The organism is Pseudomonas morbosilactucae (assembly GCF_023241665.1).
Lineage (GTDB): Bacteria > Pseudomonadota > Gammaproteobacteria > Pseudomonadales > Pseudomonadaceae > Aquipseudomonas > Aquipseudomonas morbosilactucae.
On the sequence record NZ_JALQCX010000040.1, the window covers coordinates 80,579 to 104,714 of the forward strand.

Annotated in this window: 23 protein-coding genes and 1 pseudogene; 7 read left to right on the plus strand and 17 right to left on the minus strand. The window is 63.9% G+C overall.

Annotated elements, in window-relative coordinates; all coding sequences use genetic code 11:
* Nucleotides 1-57: 57 nt before the first annotated feature.
* Together M1B35_RS32340 and M1B35_RS32345 are read right to left on the minus strand one after the other, a co-directional pair.
* On the minus strand, nucleotides 58-825 hold the full coding sequence (locus M1B35_RS32340) for a methyl-accepting chemotaxis protein (protein WP_425273437.1): 768 nt from the start codon (nucleotides 823-825) through the stop codon (nucleotides 58-60).
* 90 nt (nucleotides 826-915) lie between these two features.
* Nucleotides 916-2,004 (minus strand): annotated as a pseudogene (locus M1B35_RS32345) (cache domain-containing sensor histidine kinase); the annotation flags it as partial.
* Nucleotides 2,005-2,461: 457 nt separating this feature from the next.
* On the opposite strand from M1B35_RS32345, the gene M1B35_RS21625 reads away from it, so the two are divergent.
* A complete protein-coding gene (locus tag M1B35_RS21625) occupies nucleotides 2,462-3,358 on the plus strand; it encodes a PA4780 family RIO1-like protein kinase (RefSeq protein ID WP_123329816.1) in 897 nt (298 codons plus the stop codon).
* Nucleotides 3,359-3,476: 118 nt separating this feature from the next.
* On the opposite strand, the gene cueR is transcribed toward M1B35_RS21625, so the two are convergent.
* The 3 genes from cueR to M1B35_RS21640 form a co-directional block, all read right to left on the minus strand.
* Complete coding sequence (gene cueR, locus M1B35_RS21630; protein WP_268263015.1) at nucleotides 3,477-3,890, minus strand: Cu(I)-responsive transcriptional regulator; 414 nt, start codon at nucleotides 3,888-3,890, stop codon at nucleotides 3,477-3,479.
* Entirely contained in the window at nucleotides 3,890-6,283 is a 2,394-nt protein-coding gene (locus M1B35_RS21635; protein ID WP_268263016.1) for a heavy metal translocating P-type ATPase, read from the minus strand. The genes cueR and M1B35_RS21635 overlap by 1 nt, the downstream gene beginning before the upstream one ends.
* Nucleotides 6,284-6,394: 111 nt before the next feature.
* Nucleotides 6,395-6,778 carry a hypothetical protein gene (locus M1B35_RS21640; RefSeq protein ID WP_123329822.1) on the minus strand — a complete coding sequence of 128 codons (384 nt, stop codon included), beginning with the start codon at nucleotides 6,776-6,778 and terminating at the stop codon, nucleotides 6,395-6,397.
* A 146-nt stretch (nucleotides 6,779-6,924) separates the two neighbouring features.
* Between M1B35_RS21640 and M1B35_RS21645 the strand changes: the two genes are divergently transcribed.
* The gene (locus M1B35_RS21645; RefSeq protein WP_123329824.1) at nucleotides 6,925-7,122 is read left to right on the plus strand and encodes a heavy-metal-associated domain-containing protein; all 198 of its coding nucleotides are present in this window, start codon (nucleotides 6,925-6,927) and stop codon (nucleotides 7,120-7,122) included.
* Nucleotides 7,123-7,216: 94 nt separating this feature from the next.
* On the plus strand, nucleotides 7,217-8,413 hold the full coding sequence (locus tag M1B35_RS21650) for a multidrug effflux MFS transporter (protein ID WP_268263017.1): 1,197 nt from the start codon (nucleotides 7,217-7,219) through the stop codon (nucleotides 8,411-8,413).
* Nucleotide 8,414: 1 nt separating this feature from the next.
* On the opposite strand, the gene M1B35_RS21655 is transcribed toward M1B35_RS21650, so the two are convergent.
* The 3 genes from M1B35_RS21655 to M1B35_RS21665 form a co-directional block, all read right to left on the minus strand.
* Nucleotides 8,415-8,585 (minus strand): hypothetical protein, encoded by a 171-nt coding sequence (locus M1B35_RS21655; RefSeq protein ID WP_185039128.1) that lies wholly within the window; start codon nucleotides 8,583-8,585, stop codon nucleotides 8,415-8,417.
* A 146-nt stretch (nucleotides 8,586-8,731) separates the two neighbouring features.
* Nucleotides 8,732-9,745, minus strand: coding sequence for a zinc-binding alcohol dehydrogenase family protein (locus M1B35_RS21660; protein ID WP_123329828.1), 1,014 nt, complete (start codon nucleotides 9,743-9,745; stop codon nucleotides 8,732-8,734).
* 30 nt (nucleotides 9,746-9,775) lie between these two features.
* Nucleotides 9,776-10,069 (minus strand): putative quinol monooxygenase, encoded by a 294-nt coding sequence (locus tag M1B35_RS21665; RefSeq protein WP_268263018.1) that lies wholly within the window; start codon nucleotides 10,067-10,069, stop codon nucleotides 9,776-9,778.
* A gap of 121 nt (nucleotides 10,070-10,190) precedes the next feature.
* Between M1B35_RS21665 and M1B35_RS21670 the strand changes: the two genes are divergently transcribed.
* A complete protein-coding gene (locus M1B35_RS21670; RefSeq protein WP_123329832.1) occupies nucleotides 10,191-11,120 on the plus strand; it encodes a LysR family transcriptional regulator in 930 nt (309 codons plus the stop codon).
* A 110-nt stretch (nucleotides 11,121-11,230) separates the two neighbouring features.
* On the plus strand, nucleotides 11,231-12,607 hold the full coding sequence (locus tag M1B35_RS21675; RefSeq protein WP_268263019.1) for an MFS transporter: 1,377 nt from the start codon (nucleotides 11,231-11,233) through the stop codon (nucleotides 12,605-12,607).
* Between the two features lie 61 nt (nucleotides 12,608-12,668).
* Here M1B35_RS21675 and M1B35_RS21680 read toward each other — a convergent pair whose 3' ends face one another.
* From M1B35_RS21680 to M1B35_RS21690, 3 genes are all read right to left on the minus strand, one after another.
* Nucleotides 12,669-13,622: an adenosine deaminase gene (locus tag M1B35_RS21680; RefSeq protein ID WP_123329836.1), complete on the minus strand. Its 954-nt coding sequence runs from the start codon at nucleotides 13,620-13,622 to the stop codon at nucleotides 12,669-12,671.
* Nucleotides 13,623-13,733: 111 nt separating this feature from the next.
* Nucleotides 13,734-14,699: a 2-oxoglutarate and iron-dependent oxygenase domain-containing protein gene (locus tag M1B35_RS21685; RefSeq protein WP_123329838.1), complete on the minus strand. Its 966-nt coding sequence runs from the start codon at nucleotides 14,697-14,699 to the stop codon at nucleotides 13,734-13,736.
* 66 nt (nucleotides 14,700-14,765) lie between these two features.
* Nucleotides 14,766-15,848 (minus strand): BMP family ABC transporter substrate-binding protein, encoded by a 1,083-nt coding sequence (locus M1B35_RS21690; RefSeq protein ID WP_123329840.1) that lies wholly within the window; start codon nucleotides 15,846-15,848, stop codon nucleotides 14,766-14,768.
* Between the two features lie 267 nt (nucleotides 15,849-16,115).
* On the opposite strand from M1B35_RS21690, the gene M1B35_RS21695 reads away from it, so the two are divergent.
* Nucleotides 16,116-17,207: a calcium:cation antiporter gene (locus tag M1B35_RS21695; RefSeq protein ID WP_268263020.1), complete on the plus strand. Its 1,092-nt coding sequence runs from the start codon at nucleotides 16,116-16,118 to the stop codon at nucleotides 17,205-17,207.
* Nucleotides 17,208-17,267: 60 nt separating this feature from the next.
* Here the strand turns inward: M1B35_RS21695 and M1B35_RS21700 are convergent, their stop codons facing one another.
* From M1B35_RS21700 to M1B35_RS21710, 3 genes are all read right to left on the minus strand, one after another.
* Nucleotides 17,268-18,626: an 8-oxoguanine deaminase gene (locus M1B35_RS21700; RefSeq protein ID WP_268263021.1), complete on the minus strand. Its 1,359-nt coding sequence runs from the start codon at nucleotides 18,624-18,626 to the stop codon at nucleotides 17,268-17,270.
* Between the two features lie 183 nt (nucleotides 18,627-18,809).
* The gene (locus M1B35_RS21705) at nucleotides 18,810-19,496 is read right to left on the minus strand and encodes an SDR family oxidoreductase (protein ID WP_268263022.1); all 687 of its coding nucleotides are present in this window, start codon (nucleotides 19,494-19,496) and stop codon (nucleotides 18,810-18,812) included.
* A 25-nt stretch (nucleotides 19,497-19,521) separates the two neighbouring features.
* Nucleotides 19,522-19,872, minus strand: coding sequence for a MerR family transcriptional regulator (locus tag M1B35_RS21710; protein ID WP_268263023.1), 351 nt, complete (start codon nucleotides 19,870-19,872; stop codon nucleotides 19,522-19,524).
* Nucleotides 19,873-19,954: 82 nt separating this feature from the next.
* Here M1B35_RS21710 and M1B35_RS21715 point away from each other — a divergent pair, with 82 nt between their 5' ends.
* Entirely contained in the window at nucleotides 19,955-20,419 is a 465-nt protein-coding gene (locus tag M1B35_RS21715; protein ID WP_268263024.1) for a hypothetical protein, read from the plus strand.
* Nucleotides 20,420-20,426: 7 nt separating this feature from the next.
* Here the strand turns inward: M1B35_RS21715 and M1B35_RS21720 are convergent, their stop codons facing one another.
* From M1B35_RS21720 to M1B35_RS21730, 3 genes are read right to left on the minus strand one after another with little or no spacing between them, the layout of a single operon-like run.
* Nucleotides 20,427-21,353, minus strand: coding sequence for an ABC transporter permease (locus M1B35_RS21720; protein WP_268263025.1), 927 nt, complete (start codon nucleotides 21,351-21,353; stop codon nucleotides 20,427-20,429).
* A complete protein-coding gene (locus tag M1B35_RS21725; protein WP_123329854.1) occupies nucleotides 21,353-22,459 on the minus strand; it encodes an ABC transporter permease in 1,107 nt (368 codons plus the stop codon). Before M1B35_RS21725 ends, M1B35_RS21720 begins: the two co-directional genes overlap by 1 nt.
* 11 nt (nucleotides 22,460-22,470) lie before the next feature.
* Nucleotides 22,471-24,036 carry an ABC transporter ATP-binding protein gene (locus M1B35_RS21730; RefSeq protein ID WP_268263026.1) on the minus strand — a complete coding sequence of 522 codons (1,566 nt, stop codon included), beginning with the start codon at nucleotides 24,034-24,036 and terminating at the stop codon, nucleotides 22,471-22,473.
* Between the last annotated feature and the right edge of the window lie 100 nt (nucleotides 24,037-24,136).

Consider the following 24,136-nt stretch of genomic DNA (forward strand, 5'->3'; position numbering starts at 1 on the left):
GTGCCTACAGCCGAAAAAATCGGGCTTGTAGGCGTCGGCTGGCCGGTGCAGCAACCCTCAGGTTTTAAAGCGACGCACCAGGCCGTCCAGTTCATTGGACAGCCCCGCCAGGCTCTGGGAGTCCAAGCGCGCTGAATCCGCCAGTTCCGCCACCAACTGCGCATCGCCATGGATCTGGCTGATATGGCGGTTGATGTCTTCGGCCACCTGGTGCTGCTCTTCGGCAGCGGTGGCGATCTGGGTGTTCATGTCGCGGATCACGTCCACCGACTCGCGGATCTGACTGAAGCTGGTGCGCGCCAGGCCGATGCGGCTCACCGATTCCTGCGACACCTCCAGGCTGGCATGCATCTGCTGAGTGACGGCGCTGGTGCGCTTGGCCAGGTTACCGAGCAGGCCGTCGATTTCCGCGGTGGAATCGGCCGTGCGTTTGGCCAGGGCACGGACTTCGTCGGCGACCACGGCAAACCCACGGCCTTGTTCACCGGCACGGGCGGCTTCGATGGCGGCGTTCAGTGCCAGCAGGTTGGTCTGTTCGGCAATCGAGCGAATGGTGCCGAGGATCGACTGGATGTCGTTGCTGTCGCGCTCCAACTGCTGCATGGACTGCGCCGATTGTTCGATTTCCTGGCTCAGCTGATCGACGCTGTTCACGGCGGCGTCGATCTGCTGCTGGCCTTCCCGGGCCTGGCGCTGGCCACTGTCCGCCGAGTCGGCGGCCTGGCTGCAGGAACGCGCGACTTCGTTGGCAGTGGCGACCATTTCGTGGAACGCGGTGGACACCATGTCCACGGCTTCGCGCTGGCGCCCGGCGGCTTCGGCCATGTCCTGGGAGACCCGGGTCGAGCTTTGCGAGGTCGAGAGGATTTTCTGCGCGGCCTGGCCGATGCTCTGGATCAGGCTGCGAATGGCGGCGAGGAACTGGTTGAACCAGCTGGCCAGTTGCGCGGTTTCATCGTTGCCACGGATGCTCAGGTTCTGGGTCAGGTCGCCTTCACCCTGGGCGATGCCTTCCAGGCCGCTGGCGACGCCGCGGATCGGGCGCACGATCAGGCTGGCGAAACTGGCACCGACCACTGCGAAAACCAGCGCCAGGACCCCGGCAATGATGGCGATCAACCAGGTCAACTGGGTCGCTGAACTCATCACTTCGCTCTGCTTGATCAGGCCGATGAAGGTCCAGCCCAGTTGCTCCGAAGGCCAGACGTTGGCCATGTAGCGTTCGCCGTTGAGCTCCACTTCCACCAGGCCTTTACCGGCCTTGGCCAGTTGCGCATAGCCCTCGCCGAGGCTGTCCAGGGCCTTGAAGTTATGCTCGGGCTGCTGCGGGTCCACGAGCACTGTGCCGGTGTTTTCCATCAGCATCAGGTAGCCGGTTTCGCCGAGTTTGATCTGCTTGACGATCTCGGTCAGTTGCTTGAGCGACACGTCAATGTTGACCACGCCGCCCTGGGCGCCCAATTGGTTGGCCACGGCGCGCACGGTGCTGACCAGCACCGCGTCATCGCCGGCCCAGTAGTAGGCGGCGGTGCGCAGGGTCTTGCCCGGGTTGGCCATGGCGGTCTTGTACCAGGGGCGGATGCGCGGGTCGTAGTTAGACATTTTCGGGTCCCCTGGCCAGAACGCGTAACCACCGCTGGACAGGCCATAGGAGACATAGGAATAGGCCGGATGGCTGGCAGCCAGGGCGGCGAACAGGTCGAACAGTTGCTTGTCGATGGCACTGTCGGGGATTTGCGCGGCATCGGCGCCGACTCGGCTTTTCACGCTGCCGTCAGCGCCTTTCACCAACGGTTGGTTGGCCAGGTAGTCGACGTTCTGGCTGATGCCTTCGAAAAACAGTTGCATGGCGTTGCTGACTTGGCGGATCTCGCGACCGCTGCCGTCAATGAAATCGTTCTTGGCGTCATTGCGCAGGTTCATCACCACCAGGGTGGCGACCAGCACCACCGGCAAGCAGGCGATGACGGCAAAGGCCCAAGTCAGTTTCTGTTTGATGTTCATCCGCGCTCCAGATTTTTTTGTAAGACCACGACGTTCAGATGACTCGCGGATTAATGGCAGCAGTGAAACAGGCGGTGACTTCAAGTCCTTGAGGGGGCATCGTGCGGGCCGGCGAGTGATGTTTGCCGGGGCCGAGGCCTTTATGGATGTCGTGGACAAGCTCCCTGTCTCCCTGATGACTTCGGCTGGCGCAGGGGAAAATTGAGCAGCGAGGAAAAAAATCCTGGCGTTTCAGGCCGCCGAGAGTGGGCGGATATCGGCAATATCCTTGTGCGGCATGGGCTACGGACGGTGATCACTCAGCTATGATCTGGGGCGGCTGCTGCTGTGAGGCGTCTGGCACATTGAGTGCGTAGCCAGTATTCACCGGTCGGTAACCCCTCCCCGCCGCGAGAGGATTGCCGTATAACGAGTGACATTCGCGTGTTTGGTAATAAAGGACCCACAATAAAAGCTGATGAAGACTCCAAAACGCATTGAACCCCTGATCGAGGACGGTCTGGTCGACGAGGTGCTGCGCCCACTGATGAGTGGCAAAGAAGCAGCTGTTTATGTGGTGCGCTGCGGTAACGAGTTACGTTGCGCCAAGGTCTACAAGGAGGCGAATAAACGCAGTTTTCGTCAGGCGGCCGAGTATCAGGAAGGCCGCAAGGTCCGCAACAGCCGGCAGGCTCGCGCGATGGCCAAGGGCTCCAAGTTTGGCCGCAAGGAAACCGAAGATGCCTGGCAGAACGCCGAAGTGGCGGCGCTGTTTCGCCTGGCCAGTGCTGGCGTACGAGTGCCCAAGCCGTTCGACTTCCTTGAAGGCGTGCTGCTGATGGAACTGGTGGCCGATGAATACGGTGACGCCGCGCCACGCCTGAATGACGTGGTGCTGGAAGCGGACCAGGCGCGGGAATATCACGCCTTTCTGATTTCCCAGATTGTGCTGATGTTGTGTACCGGTCTGGTGCACGGTGACCTTTCCGAGTTCAACGTGCTGCTGACGCCGGACGGCCCGGTGATCATCGACCTGCCTCAGGCGGTGGATGCGGCGGGCAACAACCACGCGTTCAGCATGCTGGAGCGGGACGTGGGCAACATGGCGTCCTACTTCGGGCGTTTTGCCCCGGAGCTCAAGCGCACCAAGTACGCCAAGGAAATGTGGGCGCTGTACGAAGCCGGCACCTTGCACCCGGGCAGTGTCCTCACTGGCGAGTTTGACGAGCCTGAGGAACTGGCGGATGTGGGCGGCGTGATCCGCGAGATCGAGGCCGCGCGCCTCGATGAAGAACGCCGCCAGGCGATTCGTGCGGCGGACGATGCACCACCGGGCAAACCGGCGGAAGAACCCCCGCCACCGTGGATGCAATGACCCACTGACAAAAAATCCGGCCCAGGCCGGATTTTTTTTGCCCCTTTGTAGGGGCCGGCTCGCCGGAGATCAGGTCATTCAAACCTGCGCCGCCCCTTCGGCGATTCACCGAAACCCCTCAGGCCGTTTTCTGCTCACAGCAACCGCCAGAGGCCAATTCCTTGAGAATCGGGCAGTCCGGACGGTGATCGCCGTGGCAGTGTTCAACCAGGTCTTGCAGGGTGTCGCGCAGTTGCGCCAGCTCGCGGATCTTCTGGTTCAGTTCGTCGATGTGCTGGCGCGCCAGGGCTTTCACGTCGGCGCTGGCGCGTTGGCGGTCCTGCCACAGGGTCAGCAGTTTGCCGACTTCTTCCAGGGAAAACCCCAGGTCCCGGGAGCGCTTGATAAACGCCAGGGTGTGCAACTCTTCGGCGCCGTACAGGCGGTAGCCACTGTCACTGCGATGGGCTGGCTTGAGCAAGCCAGTGGACTCGTAGTAACGGATCATCTTGGCGCTCAGGCCGCTCTGTCGGGCTGCTTGGCCGATGTTCATCACGGCTTCTCCAGGTCTTTGGGTTTCCAGGTTTTCAACAGTAACGCATTGCTCACCACGCTGACGCTGGACAGGGCCATGGCGGCGCCGGCCAGCACCGGGTTGAGCAGGCCGAAAGCTGCCAGGGGAATGCCGATCAGGTTGTAGACAAAGGCCCAGAACAGGTTCTGGCGAATCTTCGCGTAGGTCTTGCGGCTGATCTCCAGGGCCGCCGGTACCAGCCGTGGATCACCGCGCATCAAGGTGATGCCGGCGGCGTGCATGGCGACGTCGGTGCCACCGCCCATGGCGATGCCAATGTCGGCGGCTGCCAGGGCCGGGGCATCGTTGATACCGTCGCCAATCATGGCCACCACGCCGGTTTTTTTCAGTTCGGCCACAGTGGCCGCTTTGTCGGCAGGCAGCACTTCTGCGTGCACATCACGGATGCCCAATGCCTCGGCCACCACCTTGGCGCTGCCGCGGTTATCGCCGGTCAGCAGGTGGCTGCTGATATGCCGCGCGCTGAGTTGCTGCACGGCCTGCAAGGCGCCGGGCTTGAGGGTGTCGCCAAAGGCGAACAGGCCCAGCACCCGTGGCTGCGGACGTTGCTCGATCAGCCAGGAGAGGGTGCGGCCTTCGGTTTCCCAAGCCTGGGCGCAGTCCGCCAGTGGGCCGGCGCTCAAGCCGCTTTCTTCCAGCAGGCGCCGATTGCCCAGGGCCAGCTCCCGATTGTCCAGGGTGCCGGCGATGCCGCGCCCGGTCAGGGACTGGCTGGCGCTGACATCCGCCACCGGTAATTGGCGCTCGGCGCACTCGTCCAGCACCGCCTTGGCCAAGGGGTGTTCGCTGCCCCGTTGCAGGGCACCGGCTTGTTGCAGCAGGGCGTCTTCATTGCCGTCCAATGCCCGTAGATGGGCGATGCGCGGAGTGCCCGAGGTCAGGGTGCCGGTCTTGTCGAAGACCACGGCACTGACTTCATGGGCGCGCTCCAGGGCTTCGGCGTCCTTGATCAGGATGCCGTGGCGGGCCGCGACGCCGGTGCCGGCCATGATCGCCGTCGGCGTGGCCAGACCCAGGGCGCAGGGGCAGGCAATCACCAGCACGGCGACCGCGTTGATCACCGCCACCTCCAGCGGCGCGCCCGACAGCCACCAGCCGATCAGCGTGGCCAGGGCCAACAGCAGCACCACCGGTACGAACACCTGGCTGACCCGGTCCACCAGTTTCTGGATCGGCGCCTTGCCTGCCTGGGCGTCTTCCACCAGGCGGATAATCCGCGCCAGCACGGTTTCCGCGCCCAGGGCCAGGGTGCGCACCAGCAACCGGCCTTCGCCGTTGATGGCGCCGCCGGTGACGTGATCCCCCGGCTGTTTCGGCACGGGCAGGCTTTCACCGCTGATCAGGGCTTCATCGGCGTGGCTTTGGCCTTCGACGACTTCGCCGTCCACCGGGAAGCGTTCACCGGGTTTGACCATGACCAGGTCGTTGAGGCGCAGGGCGCTGATGGCGACCTCTTGCTCGCGACCGTCGATCACTTGAATCGCCCGTTCTGGGCGCAAGGCCTCCAGGGCGCGGATGGCGCTGGCGGTCTGGCGCTTGGCCCGACTCTCAAGGTATTTGCCCAACAGCACTAGGGCGATGACCACCGCCGACGCTTCGAAGTACAGGTGGGGCATGCTGCCCGGCGCGGCGCTGAGCCATTCGTACAGGCTCAAGCCATAACCGGCACTGGTGCCCAGGGCCACCAGTAGGTCCATGTTGCCAGCGCCGGCACGTACCGCCTTCCACGCCGCCAGATAAAAGCGCGCGCCGAAGATGAATTGCACCGGGGTGGCTAGCGCGAACTGGGCCCAGGCTGGAAGCATCCAGTGCAGACCGAAGGGTTCCACCAGCATTGGCAGGACCAGCGGCAGGGCCAGGGCAATGGCGCAGATCAGACTCCAGCGTTCACGGCTCAGGCGCCGCGCCGGGTTGTCACCGGCGGGCTGATCGGCTTGCCACAGGGCCGCGGAGTAGCCGGCCTGGTCGACGGCGGCGATCAGCACGGCAGGATCGACCGGGCCCAGCAGCTCCAGGTGCGCCCGTTCGTTGGCCAGGTTGACGCTGACGCTGCTGACGCCCGGGACTTTGCCCAAGGCGCGCTCCACCCGACCGGCACAGGAGGCGCAGGTCATGCCGGTGATGCTCAGTTCCAGGCGTTGTGCCGGCACCTGATAACCGGCCTGGGTCACGGCGTCGATCAGTGCGGGCAAGCTGTCGCTGGGAGCCTCGACCCGGGCCTGTTCCGTGGCCAGGTTGACGCTCACCGCACTGGCGCCCGCGACCTTGCCCAGGGCGCGTTCCACACGCCCGGCGCAACTGGCGCAGGTCATGCCGGCAATCGGCAGATCGAAGGTGGTTGATTCAGGCATTGCTGACACTCCCTGTAAACGTGGCCTACAGGATCAACCTTGCCATGCGGGCAAGGTCAAGTGTCATCGCCAGGGTGCTTCACATTGTCCCAGCCTGGCGCGGCGAGGGCCTCAGTAGCCCAGGGCGGCTTGCTTGAGGTACATGCCGGCCTGGCTCATGGCGATGCGGTACTTGACCACGTCGCCGGCCCGCAGGGTGATGTCCTGGGAGCCCGGCGCGAGCATGCCCGGGGCGCAACCGGCGGTTTGGCCCGGCAGCAGCTTGAGGCGCAGCGAGACGGTGCCCGGCGGCAGGTTGAAGGAGGTGCTTTGTTCCTGGAACAGCCGGCCTGCCAACTGATCCTGGATGTACAGGCCGATTTCACAGGTGGTGGCCACTTCCAGGCGTTCCCGGGAAATGATCAGGACACCGTAGTCCTCGCCGGCGGCGCTGGCCGAGGGCGCGATGGCACAAAGGCCGAGGAGGCTGAAGAGGCCGAAAGCTGACCAGCGCATGGCTGAATCTCCTGCTGTGATGTCATGGATGATGCAGCTTGGCCGAGGCGGCTGCCGATTTCCAGCCCGGCAGATGACTTCGGAACTTGACCTTGCCATCGTGGCAAGGCTGAAAGTGCCTGCAACCTCACTCCAGGAGATGTGCCATGCAAGTATTCAGCGTTCAAGGAATGTCCTGCGGTCATTGTGTACGTGCCATTACCCAGGCCGTGCAGCGCAAGGATCCGGCGGCCAGTGTCCAGGTCGATCTGGCGGCCAAGGAAGTGGGCGTGGACAGCCGCCTGACCGCCGACGAAGTGATTAGCCTGATCAGCGAAGAGGGCTACGGGGTCGCGCTGGCCTGAGTCTTTTTAATAGTTAGCGCCCTATCGGAATGTTCAAGGGCATCCAGCGCAGCTAGACTGTCGGGCCGCCGACCGCTGTCCCACTGGATGCCCGATGAACCTGCGCATAATCCTCATTCTTGGTGCCTTGAGCGCCTTTGGCCCGTTGGCCATCGACTTCTATCTGCCGGCTTTTCCGGCGATGGCCGTGGCGTTTGGCACTGACGAAAAACACGTCCAGTTGACCCTGGCGGCTTACTTCCTCGGCCTGTCCATCGGGCAGTTGGCGTATGGCCCGGTGGCCGATCGCTTCGGTCGGCGCCTGCCGCTGCTGGCGGGCGTGAGCCTGTTCACCCTGGCCTCCCTGGCGTGTGCCTATGCGCCCAACCTGGAGTGGCTGATCGGTGCACGGTTTGTCCAGGCCTTGGGCGGCTGCGCCGGGATGGTGATTTCCCGCGCCGTGGTCAGCGACAAATGTGATGCCGTGGGCTCGGCCAAGGTGTTCTCCCAACTGATGCTGGTCATGGGCCTGGCACCGATTCTGGCGCCGATGCTCGGCGGCGTGCTGGTCAACCTGTATGGCTGGCAGTCGATCTTTATCATGCTCACGGTGTTCAGCGCCTTGTCCGGCCTGGCGGTGGCGCTGGGGTTGCCGGAAAGCATGCCGGCCCATCAGCCGCGCCAGCCGTTGTCCGGCGCCTTGCGCCAATACGGCCGCCTGTTGAAGGACTCGGTGTTTATTGGCCATGCCCTGACGGGCGGCATTGCCATGGCCGGGATGTTTGCCTACATCGCCGGTTCGCCGTTTGTGTTCATCAAGCTTTATGGCGTACCGGCCGAGCACTTCGGCTGGTTTTTCGGCATCAACGCCGGCGGTTTCATCCTGGTGGCGCAGATCAATGCGCGGCTGCTGGCCAAGCGTGGCCCGGCGTTCCTGCTGGTGCGCACGGTGTGGATTTACCTGGCGGCGGGCCTGGGCCTGCTGGCGGTCAGCGCGTTGCATACGGAGCTGTTGTGGCCGCTGCTGCTGCCGTTGTTCGTGTGCATTGCCAGCCTGGGGTGCATCATTCCCAACGCCTCGGCCTGCGCCATGAATGGTCAGGGCGCCCGCGCCGGCAGCGCCTCGGCGATGCTCGGCTGCCTGCAGTTCAGTGTGGCCGCCGCAGCGGCGTCCCTGGTTGGGGTGTTGCACGACGGCACTGCGCTGCCGATGGCCATGGTCATCAGCTTGTGCGGTGTTTTGGCGGTCACCCTGGCCATGCTCACCCGGCGCTTGCAGAACGCGCGGGCGTTGAAGGCTGCTGGGGGCTGACTCAGCCCGCGGCGCGTTGTTCGCTCTGGGGCAATCGGTGGGGGGCTTGCAGACGGCTTTCCAAGGTGTTGGCGAAGGCACGGGCTTCAGCTTCGCTGCGGAAGGTGACGACATGCTGGTCCAGGCGAACCTGCCACTGGGATTTTGCCAACTCTTTTATCAGGATCTTCATTGCTGACCTCCTAACGGTAAAAGACTGCGTTGCAAAGGCGCTCAGTGTAGACCCGAATGGCGGCACAAATATGACCAGAATCAACCGGCCTGACTGACGGCATAGCCCCCTGTTTTGGCGGTGGCCATGCCCGTCCTGGCGGCTGCTTAGAACCCTTCTAGCACGATCTTGCCCTTGGCCTTGCCGCTCTCCAGCAGCGCGTGGGCGCGACGCAGGTTGGCCGCGTTGATCACGCCGAAATGCTCGCCCACCGTGGTTTTCAGGGTGCCGGCGTCGATCAGCTCAGCGACCCGGTTGAGCAGGTGGTGCTGCTCCTGCATGTCCGGGGTTTCGAACAGCGAACGGGTGTACATGAACTCCCAGTGCAGCGACAGGCTCTTGCGCTTGAGCTTGGTCACGTCGAGGCTTTTCGGGTCGTCGATCAACGCCAGCTTGCCTTGGGGGGCCAGGGCTTCCACCAGTTGGTCCAGGTGCAGATCCGTCTGGGTCAGGCTGGCGACGTGGGTCACGCTGGCCTGGCCGGCGGCTTTCAGGGCTTCGCTCAGGGGCTGGCTATGATCGACCACCAGGTCGGCGCCCAGCTCGCGCACCCAGGCCTGGGTTTCGGGCCGGGATGCGGTGCCGATGACCTTGAGCCCGGTGAGCTGGCTGGCCAGTTGGGTGAGGATCGACCCCACGCCACCGGCGGCCCCAACGATCAGCAGGCTCTGGCCCAGGTCGGCTTTCCCTTCGGCAATCTGCAGGCGCTCGAACAGCAGCTCCCAGGCGGTGATGGCGGTCAGGGGCAAGGCCGCGGCTTCAGCAAAGCCCAGGCTCTTGGGCATATGGCCGACGATGCGCTCATCCACCACGTGCAACTCGCTGTTACCTCCGGCACGGGCTATGGAGCCGGCGTAGAACACCTTGTCGCCGGCCTTGAACAGGCTGACTTCGCTGCCCACGGCCTTGACCACGCCGGCCACGTCCCAGCCCAGCACCTTGGCCGCGCCACCTTCGGGCTGGGCGTTCTGGCGCACTTTGGTGTCCACTGGGTTGACCGAGATGGCTTTGACGTCCACCAGCAGGTCACGAGGGCCGGCGACGGGCTCGGGGAGTTCGATGTCCTGCAGGGCCTTGGGGTCGTTGATCGGCAGGGAATGGTAATAGGCGATGGCTTTCATGATGGGTTCCTGATGAAGGGGTGAAGAGGGTCAGATAATCAACTGCAGGCGCTTGAGCTCGAAGTGCTCGATCGCGTCACGGGTCTGGGCAAGGAAGTGCTGGAAGTGCGCGGTGTTGTTGTGAAACTCCAGGGCGGCCTCATCGTCCCAGCGCTCCAGCACGTAGAAGGTGCCGGGCTGTTCGGCGTCCTGATGCAGTTCGTAGTACTGGCAGCCAGCCTCGTCACGGCTGGGAAGTACCAGGGTGCTGAGTTCGCGCTGCAACGTGGCCTGTTGGCCGGGTTTGGCAATCAGGGTGGCGATGGCGGTGAAGGACTGGGGCATGTGGGGCTCCTGAACGGGGTGGCCGGTCGATGGGGTGATCATTGGCTATTTCTCTGCAAGATAAAACCGGCTAAAAGAGCAGGCTCTTTCAATATTTTTTTGATAATGGCCGGGGCCGCCCATGTTGCGATTCGATGACCTGCAGTTATTTGTGCGTGCGGCCGACCTGGGCAGCCTCTCGGCGGCGGCCCGGGTCATGGACCTGTCGGCGGCGGTGGCCAGTGCTGCCCTCAAGCGTATCGAGCAGCAACTGGGGGCCCGCTTGCTGGCACGTTCCACTCGCAGCTTGAGGCTGACGGCGGAGGGCGAGGGCTTTCTCGAATACGCCCGCGCGGCCCTAAGCAACCTCGATGAAGGCCGGCGTTTATTGGCCAGCGGCCAGGATCAGGTCAGCGGGATTTTGCAGTTGTCCGCGCCCTCGGACTTTGGTCGCAACCTGCTGCTGCCCTGGCTCGACGAGTTCCAGCGCGAGCACCCCAGGCTCACCGTGCGCTTGTTGCTGGGGGACCGGATCGCCGACCTGTTTCGCCAACCGGTCGACATCGCCCTGCGCTACGGCGAACCCGAGGATTCCAGCCTGGTGGCCTTGCCGGTGGCGCCGGAGAATCGCCGGGTCCTGTGTGCCGCCCCCAGCTACCTGGCCCGTTGCGGTGCACCGCGTCATCTGGAGCAACTGGCTCAGCACAATTGCCTGCTCTACATGCTCGGCAGCCGGGTCCACGATCACTGGAGCTTTCACGATGGCAAGCGTGAGGTGAGCCTGACCGTCAGCGGTGATCGCTTCAGTGACGACGCCGATGTGGTCCGCCTTTGGGCACTGGCCGGGGCGGGCATCGCCTACAAGTCCTGGCTGGATGTGAGTGCCGATGTGTTGGCCGGACGGCTTCAGGTGGTGATGCCGGAACTGCGCTGCGAGCGGGCTCCCCTGAACCTGCTGTGTGCCCATCGGGCCCAACTGAGCAAACCGGTGAAACTGTTGCGGGACATGCTGGCGTCGCGCTGCGCCGGGATCACCGCGCAATACCCGGGCAAAAGCCCTTTCGATCAATGATCACGGGGGTGTTGCGTCGCTGCGGGATGCAAGCAGGTCGCATCCAGAAATAGGCCCCGGGGACGATCCCGCACACTCGATTGGCAGACCATTCAATCGGGGGACGGGGCATGGGAATTCAGGGATACAGCGCGGCAGAGCGCCTGGAACGGTTGCCCATCAGCGGTTACCACCGGGTTATTTTCATCATCATTGCCTTGGCGTTTTTCTTCGACTCCATGGACTTGGCGATGATGACGTTTCTCCTGGGCTCGATTAAAACCGAGTTCGGTTTGAGTTCGGCCCAGACCGGGCTGCTGGCCAGCTCGAGTTTCTTCGGCATGGTGCTGGGGGCATCGCTGTCGGGCATGCTGGCCGACCGCTTCGGGCGCAAGCCGGTGTTCCAGTGGAGCATCGTGCTCTGGGGCGTCGCCAGTTACCTGTGTTCCACGGCCCAAACCGTGGACAGCCTGACGCTGTTCCGGGTGCTGCTGGGCATCGGCATGGGCATGGAATTTCCCATTGCCCAGTCGATGCTGTCGGAGATGATTCCGGCCAAGCGTCGAGGTCGCTACATCGCCTTGATGGACGGTTTCTGGCCCCTGGGGTTTGTCGCCGCCGGGGTGCTGTCGTATTTCCTCCTGCCGCTGATTGGCTGGCGCGACATCTTCCTGGTGCTGGCGATTCCGGCGGTGTTCGTGCTGGTGATCCGCTTCTTTATCCCCGAGTCGCCACGCTGGCTGGAACAGGCCGGGCGCCACGCCGACGCGGACCAGGTGCTGTGCGCAATCGAGGACAAGGTGCGGGCCTCCCTGGGGCGTAGCGAGCTGCCGGAGCCGATCCGCCTGCCTCGGGTGGAGAGTGCCCCGGGCACCTTTTTCTCGGCCCTGGCGCAGATCTGGTCGCCGCAGTATCGCCAGCGCACGATGATGATCTGGAGTGTGTGGTTCTTTGCCTTGCTGGGTTTTTATGGCCTGACTTCCTGGCTCAGCGCCTTGCTCCAGCAGTCGGGGTTCGCGGTCACGCAGTCGGTGTATTACACGGTGCTGATTTCCCTGGGCGGGATTCCCGGCTTCCTGATGGCGGCCTGGCTGGTTGAGCGCTGGGGGCGCAAGCCGGTGTGCATCGTCACCCTGTTGGGTGGCGGCGTCATGGCGTTTTTCTATGGGCAGAGCGCCGTGTTCGGCGGCAACGTCAGCTTGCTGATCGGCTCTGGCCTGCTGATGCAGTTCTTTCTGTTCGGCATGTGGGCCGTGCTCTACACCTACACGCCGGAGTTGTACCCCACGTCGGCGCGGGCCACGGGGTCGGGCTTCGCTTCGGCGATTGGTCGGGTCGGTTCGTTGCTGGGGCCGCTGATTACCGGGCTGGTATTCCCGATTACCGGGCAGGGCGGGGTCTTCGCCCTGGGGGCGGCGTGCTTTGTGATTGCGGCAGGGGTGGTCTGGTTGTTCGGGATGGAAACCCGAGGCAAGACCCTGGAGGAGTTGAGCGAGGCGGGAAATTGAGGTTCGCCGGCAAGCTGGCTCCTACACGAACCTGTAGGAGCCGGCTTGCCGGCGAAGGCCGTTACGGCTTGACCAACCGCGCATCCAGGCTGTTTTGCGCCAGGCGCTTGGCCTGGTCTTGGGTCATGCCCAGGTGGGTGTGCAGTGCGTGGAAGTTCTCGGTGACGTAGCCGCCGAAGTAGGCCGGGTCATCGGAGTTCACCGTGACCTTCACCCCGCGCTCCAGCATCTCGAGGATGTTGTGCTGGGACATGTGGTCGAACACGCAAAGCTTGGTGTTGGACAGCGGGCACACGGTCAGCGGGATCTGCTCGTCGATGATGCGCTGCATCAAACGCTCGTCTTCAAACGCCCGTACACCGTGGTCGATGCGCTGGATCTTCAGCAGGTCCAGGGCTTCCCAGATGTACTCGGGCGGGCCTTCTTCCCCGGCATGGGCCACGGTCAGGAAACCTTCGCTACGGGCCCGATCGAACACGCGCTGGAACTTGCTCGGCGGGTGACCCATTTCCGAGGAGTCCAGGCCGACCGCGACAAAGGCTTCGCGAAACGGCAGGGCCTGGTCCAGGGTTTTCTGCGCTTCGTCTTCGCTCAAGTGGCGCAGGAAGCTCAGGATCAGGCCGCTGCTGATGCCCAGTTGCTGCTCGCCGTCTTTCAGGGCGCTGGCGATACCGTTGAGCACCACTTCGAAAGGGATGCCCCGGTCGGTGTGGGTTTGCGGATCGAAGAAGGGTTCGGTGTGGATCACGTTCTGCGCCTTGCAGCGCAGCAGGTAGGCCCAGGTTAGGTCGTAGAAATCCTGGGAGGTGCGCAACACGTCCGCGCCCTGGTAGTAGAGGTCGAGAAACTCTTGCAGGTTGTTGAAGGCGTAGGCCTGGCGCAGGGTGTCGACGTCGTTCCAGGGCAGGGCGATCTTGTTGCGTTCCGCCAGGGCGAACAGCAGCTCAGGTTCCAGGGAACCCTCCAGGTGCAGGTGCAGTTCGGCCTTGGGCAGGGCGTTTAGCCAGTCATACATGGTTCTTGTCTCATCAGGTTCAGTCTGGCGCGGCGAGTGGTGCCGGGCCCGAAAGCCGCCATTCTACAGGCGGCGGGGCAACTATTCGGTAAAACCTGACCAGACGGTTGATCAGGCCGGGTTCAACTCCCGGCGGTAAGCGTAAGTGTCGGCGAAGCGCGAGAGCAGGAATTCGGCGCAGGTGGTCACTGGGTACTTGGCCGGGTGCTCGGCGTCCTGGCAGCCCGGCAGGCATTCGATCAGGGTGTCCGGGTGGGGCTCGGCGAAGAACGGCATCGAGTAGCGATCCACGCCCAGGGGGCTGATGACCCGGTGCGGTGTGGACAGGTAACGGTCGTTGCTCCAGCGCGCCATCATGTCCCCCAGGTTGACCACGAAGGTGCCGTCGATGGGCGGCGCGTCGATCCACTCGCCTTTGACGTTGCGTACCTGCAAACCGCCGGCCGTGTCCTGGTACAGCAGGGTGATGCAGCCGTAGTCGGTGTGTGCGCCGGCCCCTTGTTGTTCCTCGGAGCTGGCGGTGTGGCGCGGCGGGTAGTGGATCATCCGCAGCACACTGACCGGGTCGGTGAAACGGCGGTCGAAAAAGTCGCGCTCGATGCCCAGGGCCAGGGTCATGGCCCGCAGCAGGGTCTGGGCCAGGGCCTGCATGTCCAGGTAGTGCTGCTCCATCAGGGCTTCCCAGCCGGGAATGGCCGGGTGGCGATTGGGGCCGCGCAAGGGTTTTTCTGCCAGCACCTCCGGATGCTCGGCCGGCAGGTGCAGGCCCATGTCGAAGGTTTCCTTGAGGTCGCTGGGCTTGTTCGGGTCCAGTTGCTCGGTGGCGATGGCGCCGTAGCCGCGGTGATGGCGGGTCTGGGTGATGTCGATCTTGAGCTTCTCGGCGGCGGGCTGGCCGAAGAAGTGCCGGGCGCTGTCCAGCAGTTGCTGGATGCGTTGCGGGCGGATCGGGTGCCCCTTGATGTAGAAAAAGCCCCACTCGCGGCAGGCACGGTCAATCGCCTGGGCGACGCTCTCCCAGCCTTGGGCCTGGTCACTGTAGAGGGGGCTGATGTCGATGATGGGAAGCGAGTGCATGGACGGTCCTTTTATTCTTATGCCGTGGCGAAGGGCCGGGCCCCAGGCCACGAATCGGGTGCGTGGTTATTTGGGAATATCGGCCTTCATGCCTTCGACGTAGTAGTTCATCGACGCCAGCTCGGCGTTGCTGGCAACCACCCCGGTGGCGAGTTTTTCCACGCCGGCCTGGTCCTTGATCGGCCCGGTGAAGGGGTGGAACTCGCCGCTCTTGATGCTGGCGATCAATTGTTCGGCCTGGCCTTTGACGTCGCTCGGCACCAGGTCGCTGATGGGCAGTTCAACCGTGCCTTCTTTCAAGCCGCCCCAGTAGTCCTGGGGTTTCCAGCTGTGGTCGATCACGCTCTGGGTGGCCTGGATGTAGTGCGGGCCCCAGTTGTTGACGATGGAGGTCAGCACGGCCTTGGGGCCGAAGTGGGCCATGTCCGAGGCGTAGCCCACGGCGTACACGCCGCGTCGTTCGGCGGCCTGGATCGGCGCCGGGCTGTCGGTGTGCTGGAAGATCACGTCGGCGCCTTGGTCGATCAGGGCGTTGGCGGCGTCGGCTTCCTTGCCCGGGTCGAACCAGGAGTTGACCCACACCACCTTGATCTCGGTGCCCGGGTTGTACTTGTTCAGGGCCAGCTGGATGGCGTTGATGTCGCGAATCACTTCAGGGATCGGGAAGGACGCCACGTAGCCGATCTTCTTGGTCTTGGTCATCTTCGCCGCGAGAAAACCGCCGACGTAGCGACCTTCATAGGTGCGCGCCAAGTAGGTGCCGAGGTTCTTGTCCTGCTTGTAGCCGGTGGCGTGTTCGAAGGTCACCTTGGGGAACTGTTTGGCGACTTTCAGGGTGGGGTTCATGTAGCCGAAGGACGTGGTGAAGATCAGGTCGTACTTGTCCTTGGCCATGTTGCGGATGACCCTCTCGGCATCGGCGCCCTCGGCGACGTTCTCCACGTAGTTGGTCTTGATCTGGTCACCGAATTTCTCCATCAGGGCCTTGCGCCCCTGTTCATGCTGATAGGTCCAGCCGTGGTCACCGATGGGGCCGATATAGACAAAGCCGACTTTCAGCGGGTCGGCGGCGCTGGCGCTCAAACCGACACTCAAGCCGATGGCCGCGGTCAGGGCGCACAGCAGCTTCTTCAACGGACGTTTATGCATGAATTGGAGCTCCATATTGTTGTGGGGGTTGGCGGGGATGGCTAATGCAAATAGCTGACCAACAAGACAACAAAAGGAATTTTCGCCAACAACCCCTCTGTTAGAGGGATCGGCTGCAGGAGCCGGCGTGCCGGCGAAGCTGTTTCAGGAACCAACCCGGTGCGCCGCGCCTGAGCGTGGTGCACTAACGTCTAACGAAACATTAGTGACTCGCAGCAGTCTGTAGCTCATCTCCTGTCTTTGTTTCGAATTGTGTAAAGGACTGCAATGCTCACTTCCCTCAAGCAAGAAAGCTTCCTGCTGCTTGCCCTGCTCGCGGCGCTGGCCGCTTTCGCCCTCGAACACCTGTTGCTCAACAACGGCCAGGGCGTGGCCCTGATCGCCGGGTTGGTGCTGATCGGCTTTATCGTCGTCGCCTCGATGCGCGTGGCCCATCACGCCGAACTGCTGGCGGAAAAGGTCGGCGACCCTTACGGCACCATGATCCTGACCCTGGCCGCGGTGCTGGTGGAGGTGGTGATCCTGGCCATCATGATGAGCAACGAGGCCTCGCCGACCCTGGTTCGCGACACCATCTATTCGGCAGTGATGCTCGACATTAATGGCATCCTCGGCCTGGCGGCGCTGATGGGCGGCATCAAGCACGGTGAGCAGTCATACAACGACGACTCGGCGCGCACCTACAGCGTGATGATCCTCACCGCCATGGGCGTGTCGATGGTGGTGCCGGAGTTCATTCCCGAGGCGGACTGGAAGGCGTATTCGGCGTTCACCATTGGCGCCATGGTGGTGCTCTACACCTTGTTCCTGCGCATGCAGGTCGGGCCCCACAGCTACTTCTTCAGCTACAGCTACCCGGAAAAGCGCCGTAAGCAGGAGCCTCAGGAGCAACAGGCCCAGGCGGTCAACCTGGGGCTGAGCATCGGTATCCTGGTGTTTGGCGTGGTGGTGATTGGCGCCTTGGCCGAAGTGATGTCCAAGACCCTGGACCTGGGTCTGGAAGGCACTGGTGCGCCGCCGGTGATCACGGCGATCCTGGTGGCGGCAATTTCCGCCGCGCCGGAGATTCTCACCGCCTTGCGTGCGGCCCTGGCCAACCGGATGCAGTCGGTGGTCAACGTGGCCTTGGGGGCCTCGTTGTCCACGGTGATCCTCACCGTGCCGGTGATGGAAGCGATGGCGCTGTACACCGGCCAGCCCTTCCAGATGGCGATGACGCCGGTGCAGACGGTGATGGTGTTGATCACCCTGGTGGTCAGCGCGATCAACCTCAATGACGGTGAGACCAATGCCATCGAGGGCATGACCCACTTCGTGCTGTTCGCCACCTTCATCATGTTGTCGTTGTTGGGGCTGTAAGCATGGTTTCGCCGGCCAGCCCGCCCCCGTAGGAGCCGGCTTGCCGGCGAAAGCGCCCGATCAGGCGCCGCCGATCAATTCGCGCGCAGCCTGCCGGTGATCGGCAATCAAGCCCCTCACATCCAACCCATCCACCTGCCCGTCGACCACTCGCCATTGGCCGCCGACCATCACCCGGTCCGCCCGATCGGCGCCGCACAACAGCAAGGCCGACAACGGATCGTGACTGCCGGAGAAGCGCAGCTCATCCAGCTTGAACAGGGCCAGGTCGGCCTGTTTGCCCACGGCCAATTCGCCGATGTCCGTACGCCCCAACAACTGCGCCGAGCCGCGAGTGGCCCAGCCCAGCACTAATTCCGGGGTGATCTTTTCGGCGCCATAGCGCAGGCGTTGCAGGTACAGGGCCTGGCGGGTTTCGAGGATCATGTTCGAGGCGTCGTTGGACGCCGAACCATCCACCCCCAGCCCGATCGGCGCACCGGCGGCGCTCAGTTCCAGGGTCGGGCAGATGCCCGAGGCCAGGCGCATGTTGGAGCTTGGGCAATGGCAGATGCCGGTGCCTGCGGCGCCGAGGCGGGCGATTTCGTCGGGGTTGAAGTGAATGCCGTGGGCCAGCCAGGTGCGCGGGCCGAGCCAGCCGACGCTGTCCAGGTAATCCACGGTGCGCAGGCCGAAGCGCTGCAGGCAGAAGTCTTCTTCGTCGAGGGTTTCGGCCAGGTGGGTGTGCAGGCGCACATCCAGTTGTTCGGCCATTTCAGCGCTGGCGCGCATGATTTCCGGGGTCACGGAAAACGGCGAGCAGGGCGCCAGGGCGATCTGGATCTGCGCGCCGTCGCCACGCTCGTGGTAGGCCTGGATCAGGCGCTGGCTGTCTTCGAGAATCACCGTGCCTTGTTGCACTGTCTGCTGCGGCGGTAGCCCGCCGTCGGCTTCCCCCAGGCTCATGGAGCCGCGGGTGAGCATGGCGCGCATGCCCAGTTTGCGCACGCTGTCCACCTGCACGTCGATGGCGTTTTCCAGGCCTTCGGGAAACAAATAGTGGTGATCGGCGGCGGTGGTGCAGCCCGACAGCAGCAGCTCGGCCAGGGCCACCTTGCTCGCCAGGGCGAGTTTTTCCGGGGTGAGCCGGGCCCACACCGGGTACAGGGTTTTCAGCCAGGGGAACAGCGGCTGGTTGACCACCGGTGCCCAGGCTCGGGTCAGGGTTTGGTAGAAGTGATGGTGGGTGTTGATCAGGCCCGGCAGGATCACATGTTCGCGGGCATCGAATGTGCGCTCGCAGGGTGTGCCGGGTTGTTGCCCGGCCGCGAGCACTTCGACAATCAAACCGTCTTGCAGCACCAGGCCGCCACGGGCATCGAGGCCGTTGGCAGTGAAAATGGCCAGGGGATTTTTTAACCAGGTACGGGTCGCAGGCATGGTGGCCGGCTCCTCTGAAAGTGGGTTCAGGTTAGCCAGCTCAGTGTTGCCCTGTCTGCTGATCCAGGGGCGTCAGGATCGACGCGGGGAGCAGTTTACGGCGAGACCGCGTTGCGGTCTATCGCGGGCAAGCGCCACGTCTGTAGAGGCGCTTGCTCGCGATGACGTGCGTTCAGGCGCCACTTACCAAGGAATGGTCTCGCCCTTGTAGTTGACGAAGTGATGCCCGCCCTTGCCGGTGTAGGCGTTGACCTGGGCGATCAAGCCGCGGGTGCTGGTTTCCACGTCGATGTCAGCGCCTTCGCCGCCCATGTCGGTTTTCACCCAGCCCGGGTGCAGGGACAGCACGGTGAGTTTCTGCTCGCCCAACTGGCTGATAAAGCTGTTGGTCATGGAGTTCAGCGCCGCCTTGCTGGCCTTGTACAGCGCCAGTTCCGGGGCATCGGGCATGGTCACGCTGCCCAGCACCGAACTCATGAACGCCAGCACGCCGCTGCCCTGGCGGATCTGCCCGGCAAAGCGCTGGGCCAGGTTGATCGGTGCCACGGCGTTGGTGAAGAACAACTGGCCGACCTCCGCCTGGGTGGCGTGGCCCGGGAGCTGGTTATCCGGGCCCTTGACCCCGGCATTGACGAACAGCAGGTCGAACACCTGGTCCTTGAGTTTCTGGTTGAGGGCGATCACCGCTTGCTGGTCGTCCATGTCCAGTTGTTCGATCTGTACCTTGCCCAGGGCCTGCAAGGCCTCGGCTTTCTGTGGGGTGCGCACGGTGGCGGTGACTTGCCAGCCGTCTTCCAGCAGGCGTTGTACCAGGCCGAGGCCCAGGCCCCGGGAGGCGCCGATGATCAGTGCGGTTTTTGGCGAAGACATGGAAGGATTCCTTGATGAGTGAGGATCATGGATTCAATGGGCAGGCTTGCCCGAGCCGTTGTCGCAGCTCCTGGCGCAACTCGCCCAATTCGGCAATGCGGGTTTCGATCAGGTTCAATTTGTCTTGCAGCAATTGGCTGACGGCGCTGTCGGGATTGGGCGCCTGCCACAGGGCGCCGACGCTGCTGCCGATTTCGCCGAGGCTAAAGCCCAGACGCTGGGCGGTCTTGATGTAGAGCACCAGTTGGACCATTTCCGCGGGGTAATCGCGGTAACCGTTGGCACTGCGCTGGGCGGCGATCAACCCGCGCTGCTCATAGAAGCGCAGGGTGTCGCGACTGATGGCGCAGGCCTCGGCCAGTTCTCCGATGCGCATGGGGGGATCTCAAGAGTGCTTGACCCTGGAGCATACTCCAGGCTTTAGCCTGCACGCTCCTTGAATCTATGGAGCTGTAGCTATGTGGACTGCTGATCAATATCGCAAGTTGGTACGGGCCAGTGGCTGGTACGACTTGTTGGTAACCCTCGCCTTTGTCACGCCCTGGAGTTTTATCGCCCTGCACGGGCTGATGCAAAGCACGGCCCAGGCCTTGAACCTGCCGGGTGAACTGCCGCCCTTCGAGCCCATGCACAGGATGATGGCCAACCTGATGGGCTCGATTGTCTGCGTGTGGTCGGTGCTGCGGATTCGCGACCCGCAGCTGGCATTTGGGCGTTACGATGCCGTTGGCCGCATCCTGTTTGCCACCTGGCAGATCTACGCCCTGGCCCACGGGGCGACGGCGCTGATCGGGGTCATTCTGTTCTTCGAACTGGCGTGGTGCGTGGCGCAATTGCTGCCGGTGCGCTCGGGTGTCCTTGAACGCGCCGCCAGCAACCCGCCCCCCACCCACCTCCAGCAGGAGCCGGCTTGCCGGCGCTAGGGGGTTATCAGCGTCCCGCCTGCCAAGGCTGCCCCAGCGACACCGGCGCATACAGGCGGGTACGCAAGGCATCGCGGGACAACAGCACCAGCACCAGAATGGTCGCCACGTACGGCAGCATCGCCAGCAGGTTGGAGGGAATCGCCAGGCCCAGCCCTTGCGCCACCAGATGCAGGATGCTCGCCAGCCCGAACAGATATGCCCCGAGCAGCAAGCGCCAGACCCGCCAACTGGCGAACACCACCAGCGCCAGGGCGATCCAGCCCCGGCCGGCGCTCATGTTCTCGGCCCACATCGGCGTGTAGGCCAGGGACAGGTAGGCCCCGGCCAGGCCGGCCATGGCGCCGCCGAACAGCACCGCCAGGGTGCGTACCCGCAGCACCGGCAAACCCATGGCGCTGGCGGCATCGGGGTTTTCGCCGACCGCCTGGACGATCAGCCCCAGGCGGCTTTTCAGGATCACCCAGGCCACCAGGGCGAAGAGGGCAAAGGACAGGTAGACCAGCAAGTCCTGGGCAAACAGCATGCGTCCGATCAGCGGGATGTCGCTGAGCAGGGGGATGGCCACTGGCTCGAAGCCGGCCAGGGGCTTACCGACCCAGGCCGCGCCGACAAAGCTCGACAGGCCCACGCCGAAGATGGTCAGGGCCAGGCCCGTGGCTACTTGATTAGCGTTGAACACCAGGGCCACCACAGCGAACAGCGACGACAGCAGCATGCCCGCGCACATGGCCAGCAGCACCCCCAGCCACAGGTTGCCGCTGTTGAGGGCGACGATAAAACCGATGACCGCGCCAAACAGCATCATGCCTTCCTGGCCCAGGTTGAGAACGCCGCTTTTCTCGCAGATCAGTTCGCCCAGGGCCACCAACAGCAAGGGGGTGCCGCAGCGGACCATGGCGTAGAAAATATTGCTCAGCAGATCGATATCCATCACAGGGCTCCCGCGTGTACGGAGGGGGACGAGGCGCGGCGGGCCCAGCGCAGGTTCAGGCGCGGCCGATAAAGAATCAGCACATCGCTGGCCAAGAGGAAGAACAGCATCATGCCCTGGAACAATTGGGTGATGGCCTGGGGCAGGTTGAGGCTCATTTGCGCGCTCTCGCCACCGATGTACAGCAGGGCCATCAGCAGGCTGGAAAACACGATACCGATGGGGTTCAGGCGGCCGAGAAAGGCCACGGTGATCGCCGCATAGCCGTAGCCCGGCGAGACCTGCGGCACCAGTTGGCCAATGGGCCCGGCCACCTCGCAGACCCCGGCCAATCCGGCCAGGCCGCCGCTGATCAGCAGGGCCAGCCAGATCAGGCGCTTTTCGCGAAAACCGACAAAACCGGCGGCGCGCTTGTCCAGGCCGAGCACTTTGATCTGAAAACCGACGAAGCTTTTCTGCAGCAGCACCCACACCGCCACCAGGGCCAGCAGGGCGAAATACACCCCGGCATGAACCCGGCCGTCTTCCATCAACAGGGGCAGTCGGCTGGCGTCGCCGAACATGGCCGATTGCGGGAAGTTGAAGCCTTCGGGGTCCTTCAGTGGCCCGTGGACGAAGTACAGCAAGAGGTTCAGGGCGATGTAGTTGAGCATGATGCTGGTGAGGATTTCATTGGCATTGAAGCGCGTGCGCAGCCAGGCGGTGAGGCCGGCCCAGGCGGCACCGGCCAGGGTGCCGACCAGCAGGATCAACACCAGGGCCCAGCGGCTTTGCAGGTCGATGATGTTCACCGCCAGGGCACTGCCGGCCAGGGCGCCGAGCAACAGTTGGCCTTCGGCGCCGATGTTCCAGATCCGCGCCTGGTAGGCCACGGCCAGCCCCAGTGCGCAGAGCAGGATCGGCAGGGCCTTGACCAGCAATTCCGAGACGCCGTACAGGTCGCTGATCGGAGCGATCAGCAGGGTGTGCAAGGTCAGCAGCGGGTCGTGACCCAGGGCGATAAACAGCAGTGAGCCGCAGCCCAGGGTCAGGACGGCAGCCAGCAGCGGCGAGCACCAAAGCATCAGGCGCGATTGCTGGCCGCGGGGTTCGAGAGAAAGCAGCATGTGCAGCTCCGTTAAACCGCCAGGGCGGAGGAGGGTTGAGGGGCATCGAACTGGCCGGCCATCCAGCCGCCGACTTCGATCAGGCTGGTGTCGGCGGTGGCCTTGAGCGGTGACAGGCGCCCGCTGCACAGGGCGGCCAGGCGATCGCTGATCTGGAACAGTTCGTCGAGGTCTTCGGAAATCACCAGGATCGCCGCGCCGGCTTCGCGCAGCGCCACCAGGGCCCGATGGATGGTGGCGGCGGCGCCGACGTCCACGCCCCAGGTTGGGTGGGCGGCCACCAGCAACTTGGGCTGCTGGAGAATTTCCCGGCCGAGGATGAATTTCTGCAAGTTGCCGCCGGACAGGCTGCGGGCGGCGGCGTGGGTGCCAGGGGTTTTCACCCCGAAGCGGCGAATGATCTCCTGCGCCAGGGCCTCGACCTTGCCGCGCTGGATCAGGCCGTTGCTCACCAGGCCATGCTGGAAGGCCGTGAGCAGGGCGTTATCGGCCAGGCTCAATTCAGGCACGGCGCCATGGCCCAGGCGTTCGGCGGGCACAAAGGCCAGCCCCAGCCCGCGCCGGGCATCGGCGGGTAAATGGGCGACGGGCTGGCCGGCGAAACTGACGGTCTTGGCCTCGCTGCGGTGCAAGCGCTGCTCGCCATTGAGCAGGGCCAGCAGTTCGTCCTGGCCGTTCCCGGCCACGCCGGCGATGCCGACGATTTCGCCGCTGCGTACCTGCAACTCGAGTTGATGCAGGGAGCAGCCGAACGGGTCGGGGTTGTGCCACGACAGCTTGTGCAGTTCCAGGAAGGTGTTGCCGCCAGTGACCTTCGGGTAATCGGTCATCAGCGCGGCGGCTTCACCCACCATTAACTGCGCCAACTGCCGATCCGTGCACTCGGCCGGAATGCAGTGCCCGGCCACGCGGCCGCCCCGCAGCACCGTGGCGCTGTGGCACAGGGCGCGGACTTCGGCGAGCTTGTGGCTGATAAACAGAATGCTGCAGCCCTCGCTGGCCAGGCGCCGCAGCGTGATGAACAGGTCGTCGGCCTCTTGCGGGGTCAGCACGGAGGTGGGCTCGTCGAGGATCAGCAGGCTAATGTCTTGCATCAGGCAGCGGATGATTTCCACGCGCTGGCGCTCGCCGATGGACAGGCTGTGCACCAGGCGTTCCGGTTCCAGTGGCATGCCGTAGCGCTGCGAGACTTCGCGGATTTTCGGCTCCAGTTGCTTGGGCGTACCTGCGGCGGCGCCCATGGCCAGGGCGATGTTCTGCGCCACGCTCAGGGTTTCGAACAGCGAGAAGTGCTGGAACACCATGCCGATCCCCAGGCTGCGGGCCTGGGCCGGGTTGCGCATGACCTGACGCTGGCCCTGCCAGATCAGTTCGCCCGAGTCGGCCTGGGCCACGCCGTAGATGATCTTCATCAAGGTGCTTTTGCCGGCACCGTTCTCCCCCAGCAAGGCGTGGATTTCCCCCGGCCGGATGCTCAGGTCGATGGCGTCGTTGGCCAGGCAGCCGGGGTAGCGTTTAGTGATGCGGCGCAGTTGCAAGCGCGGTGTTGGCTCGGGTTCAGGCACAGGGTTTGGCATGGCGGACTCGGGTCGCTTGGCGTTATGCCTGTGGATAAAGCAATTTCCTGGCCAGTGAGTCAGGAAAACCTCTAGGCCGCGCTCGGCAGCGGTCCCGAGC

Bases quoted from the DNA above. Each gene is read 5' to 3' on its own strand.
- M1B35_RS32340 (WP_425273437.1), bottom strand. From the start codon at position 825: ATGGCCGAAGCCGCCGGGCGCCAGCGCGAAGCCGTGGACATGGTGTCC.
- M1B35_RS21625 (WP_123329816.1), top strand. From the start codon at position 2,462: ATGAAGACTCCAAAACGCATTGAACCCCTGATCGAGGACGGTCTGGTC.
- cueR (WP_268263015.1), bottom strand. From the start codon at position 3,890: ATGAACATCGGCCAAGCAGCCCGACAGAGCGGCCTGAGCGCCAAGATG.
- M1B35_RS21635 (WP_268263016.1), bottom strand. From the start codon at position 6,283: ATGCCTGAATCAACCACCTTCGATCTGCCGATTGCCGGCATGACCTGC.
- M1B35_RS21640 (WP_123329822.1), bottom strand. From the start codon at position 6,778: ATGCGCTGGTCAGCTTTCGGCCTCTTCAGCCTCCTCGGCCTTTGTGCC.
- M1B35_RS21645 (WP_123329824.1), top strand. From the start codon at position 6,925: ATGCAAGTATTCAGCGTTCAAGGAATGTCCTGCGGTCATTGTGTACGT.
- M1B35_RS21650 (WP_268263017.1), top strand. From the start codon at position 7,217: ATGAACCTGCGCATAATCCTCATTCTTGGTGCCTTGAGCGCCTTTGGC.
- M1B35_RS21655 (WP_185039128.1), bottom strand. From the start codon at position 8,585: ATGAAGATCCTGATAAAAGAGTTGGCAAAATCCCAGTGGCAGGTTCGC.
- M1B35_RS21660 (WP_123329828.1), bottom strand. From the start codon at position 9,745: ATGAAAGCCATCGCCTATTACCATTCCCTGCCGATCAACGACCCCAAG.
- M1B35_RS21665 (WP_268263018.1), bottom strand. From the start codon at position 10,069: ATGCCCCAGTCCTTCACCGCCATCGCCACCCTGATTGCCAAACCCGGC.
- M1B35_RS21670 (WP_123329832.1), top strand. From the start codon at position 10,191: ATGTTGCGATTCGATGACCTGCAGTTATTTGTGCGTGCGGCCGACCTG.
- M1B35_RS21675 (WP_268263019.1), top strand. From the start codon at position 11,231: ATGGGAATTCAGGGATACAGCGCGGCAGAGCGCCTGGAACGGTTGCCC.
- M1B35_RS21680 (WP_123329836.1), bottom strand. From the start codon at position 13,622: ATGTATGACTGGCTAAACGCCCTGCCCAAGGCCGAACTGCACCTGCAC.
- M1B35_RS21685 (WP_123329838.1), bottom strand. From the start codon at position 14,699: ATGCACTCGCTTCCCATCATCGACATCAGCCCCCTCTACAGTGACCAG.
- M1B35_RS21690 (WP_123329840.1), bottom strand. From the start codon at position 15,848: ATGCATAAACGTCCGTTGAAGAAGCTGCTGTGCGCCCTGACCGCGGCC.
- M1B35_RS21695 (WP_268263020.1), top strand. From the start codon at position 16,116: ATGCTCACTTCCCTCAAGCAAGAAAGCTTCCTGCTGCTTGCCCTGCTC.
- M1B35_RS21700 (WP_268263021.1), bottom strand. From the start codon at position 18,626: ATGCCTGCGACCCGTACCTGGTTAAAAAATCCCCTGGCCATTTTCACT.
- M1B35_RS21705 (WP_268263022.1), bottom strand. From the start codon at position 19,496: ATGTCTTCGCCAAAAACCGCACTGATCATCGGCGCCTCCCGGGGCCTG.
- M1B35_RS21710 (WP_268263023.1), bottom strand. From the start codon at position 19,872: ATGCGCATCGGAGAACTGGCCGAGGCCTGCGCCATCAGTCGCGACACC.
- M1B35_RS21715 (WP_268263024.1), top strand. From the start codon at position 19,955: ATGTGGACTGCTGATCAATATCGCAAGTTGGTACGGGCCAGTGGCTGG.
- M1B35_RS21720 (WP_268263025.1), bottom strand. From the start codon at position 21,353: ATGGATATCGATCTGCTGAGCAATATTTTCTACGCCATGGTCCGCTGC.
- M1B35_RS21725 (WP_123329854.1), bottom strand. From the start codon at position 22,459: ATGCTGCTTTCTCTCGAACCCCGCGGCCAGCAATCGCGCCTGATGCTT.
- M1B35_RS21730 (WP_268263026.1), bottom strand. From the start codon at position 24,036: ATGCCAAACCCTGTGCCTGAACCCGAGCCAACACCGCGCTTGCAACTG.